Origin of the sequence: Burkholderia sp. 28_3, from assembly GCF_003253915.1 — a bacterium.
Taxonomy (GTDB): Bacteria; Pseudomonadota; Gammaproteobacteria; order Burkholderiales; family Burkholderiaceae; genus Burkholderia; species Burkholderia cenocepacia.
Genome location: NZ_QKZF01000073.1, coordinates 1 through 2492 on the forward strand (window position 1 = coordinate 1; position 2492 = coordinate 2492).

Genomic DNA, 2492 nt, shown 5'->3' on the forward strand with positions numbered 1-2492 from the left:
GTAAGCACCTCGCGACGGCCGTTCGCCACGCGACGCCCGCGCGATGCATGATCGGGAATCGGCTACCCGGATCTCACTGGCTGGCAATCATGCAGGGGATGGTGCTGGATCCGGCTGCCGGGGCAGTTTCTTGGCGACGTTCCAGGGTAGCAGTTCGTCGATACGGTTGATGGGATGATCAGCGATATGGGTCAGGACGTATTCGAGGTAGGCGCGCGGGTTGATCCCGTTGAGCTTGCACGTCCCAATCAGACCGTACATCGCGGCAGCCCGCTCGCCCCCGCTATCGGAGCCGGCGAACAGGAAGTTCTTCCGACCCAGACTTACACAACGCAGCGCGTTTTCGGCCAGGGCGTTGCTGATCTCGGCGCGGCCCTCTTCGCAGTACAGCACGAGCGCGTCCCATTGGTTGAGCGAGTAACGGATCGCCTTGGCCAGCTCGGATTTCTTCGACAGCGTCGCGAGCTTGTCCGTCATCCACGCCTTGATGGCCGCCAGCAGCGGCACGCTTTTCTCCTGCCGCACGCGCAGCCGTTCGGCGGCGGGTTTGCCACGGATGTCGGCCTCAATGCCGTAGAGTTCCCCAATCAGTTCGAGCACCTGTCGGGTCGCTTCGGTAGGCGTGCGGGCGTGGACATCGTAGACGTACCGCCTGGCATGGTCCCAGCATGCAGCCTCACGAACCTTGCCGCTCTCGTACAGCTCGTTGAAGCCGCCGTAGGCGTCGGCCTGCAGGATGCCCTCGAATCCGGCCAGATGGGTTTGAGGATGGATGCCTTTGCGGTCAGGCGAGTAGGCGAACCACACCGCAGCCGGTTCCGCCGAGCCCGAACGGCTGTCGTCGCGCACGTACACCCAGAGTCGTCCGGTCTTCGTCTTCTTGTTGCCCGGCGCGAGCACCGGGATCGGCGTGTCGTCCGCGTGCAGCTTCGCAGTTGCCATCGTGTAGCGGCGCAGCGCCTCGGTCAGCGGCTCGCAAAGGGCTTCGCACTGGCCGACCCAGCGGCCCATGCTGGCCGGGTCGAGCTTCACGTCGTCGCGCGCGGCAATCTGCGACTGCCGGTACAACGGGGTGTGGTCAGCGTACTTCGCGACGAGGATGTCGGCCAGCAGGCTCGGATGGGCAATGCTGCGCGTGATCGGCAGGCCGGGCATGGGCGGCTGCGAGATGTGGTTGCCACACGGGCAGACCGTCTTGCGCCGGATCGTGCGAATCACCTTGAACATCGCCGCGACGCGGGCGAGTTGCTCGGACACGTCTTCTCCGAGTGGCTGCATGGCGCTGCCGCACTTCGGGCAGGTCGCGTCCGCTTCCAGCACGCGTTCTTCGCGCGGCAGATGCGGCGGCAGCGCTTCTGTCGGCGACGCGTCGCCGACAGGCGTGCTCGCGCTCGATTGGCGGGCGCGCCGCACATCAGCGACACCACGCCCGCCCGTCAGATCCTCGAGCTGCGTCTCGAGTCGCACGACCTCCCGATCCAACTGCTCGGACTTGCGTCCGAATTGCATGCGCTTGAACTTATCGATCTGCGCCTTGAGGTGCTCAATCTCAAGATCGCGTTCGGCAAGTTGCGCGCGGGCCTCGCTCAGCAAGGCCCGCAGGATTTCAACGTCATCAGGAAGTTCGGCGCCGTTCGACATGCGGCGCAGTTTACGAGCCTTCCGCGCGGTTTACAACATCGACAACGCAGCAGTGCGACGCGGCTGCCGCCAATCGATGCCTTCGAGCAACATCGACAGCTGGGCCGACGTCAGATGGACCTTGCCGCCATCGGCCTGGGGCCAGACGAAACGGCCTCGCTCAAGCCGTTTCGCGAGGATCCAGAGCCCGTCTTCGGTCGCCCACAGGACCTTCACGAGATCGCCGCGACGACCGCGGAAGATGAACACGTTGCCGCCCAGCGGATTCTCCTCAAGCACCGTCTGCACCTTCGCCGCCAGCCCCTGGAACCCGCAGCGCATGTCGGTAACGCCTGCCACAAGCCAGACGCGTGTACCCGTGGGCAGAGAGATCACGATTGCAAGCTCCCCAGTACGACCCGCAGTGTATCGGCGTCGACGGCGCCATCAATCTTGACCACCACGCGGCCGATCCGAACTTCGATCGTTCCGACTGGTGAAGCCGGATCGCCGACGGCCGGCGTGAGCGGTGGCATCGCCACAATCTCGGGCACCGTCTCCTTGACTACTGTCACCGGGATCAGGGATGCCGTTTCGGCCTGTAACTGCTCGCGATACCGGCGTCGCCACGTGAACAGCATGTTCACATTGATGCCATTGTCGCGGGCCAGCTTCGAGACCGACACGCCGGGTTCACAGGCCGCGGCCGCGAGTCGACGCCGAAACTCCGGATCATGGTTCGGGCGTCCCTTGCGGCTACCCGGCTTGGCTTCCGACTCTGTCACAGTGATGTCCATCAAATCGAAAATGATGGGCACTACTTTGATGTCGGACCGCACCGTCGTCTACGACGGTCGTCGTGAGGTGCTTAC

General features: G+C 64.4%; 3 protein-coding genes. All 3 read right to left on the reverse strand.

All coding sequences use genetic code 11. The annotated features are described in order from the left end of the window. Positions 1-87: 87 nt before the first annotated feature. From DFS13_RS39620 to DFS13_RS39630, 3 genes are read right to left on the reverse strand one after another with little or no spacing between them, the layout of a single operon-like run. Entirely contained in the window at positions 88-1641 is a 1554-nt protein-coding gene (locus tag DFS13_RS39620; RefSeq protein ID WP_111442897.1) for an IS66 family transposase, read from the reverse strand. Positions 1642-1671: 30 nt separating this feature from the next. Continuing rightward, entirely contained in the window at positions 1672-2016 is a 345-nt protein-coding gene (gene tnpB / locus DFS13_RS39625; protein ID WP_111442898.1) for an IS66 family insertion sequence element accessory protein TnpB, read from the reverse strand. Continuing rightward, positions 2013-2459, reverse strand: a complete 447-nt coding sequence (locus DFS13_RS39630; protein ID WP_241308567.1) for a transposase — start codon at positions 2457-2459, stop codon at positions 2013-2015. The genes tnpB and DFS13_RS39630 overlap by 4 nt, the downstream gene beginning before the upstream one ends. Between the last annotated feature and the right edge of the window lie 33 nt (positions 2460-2492).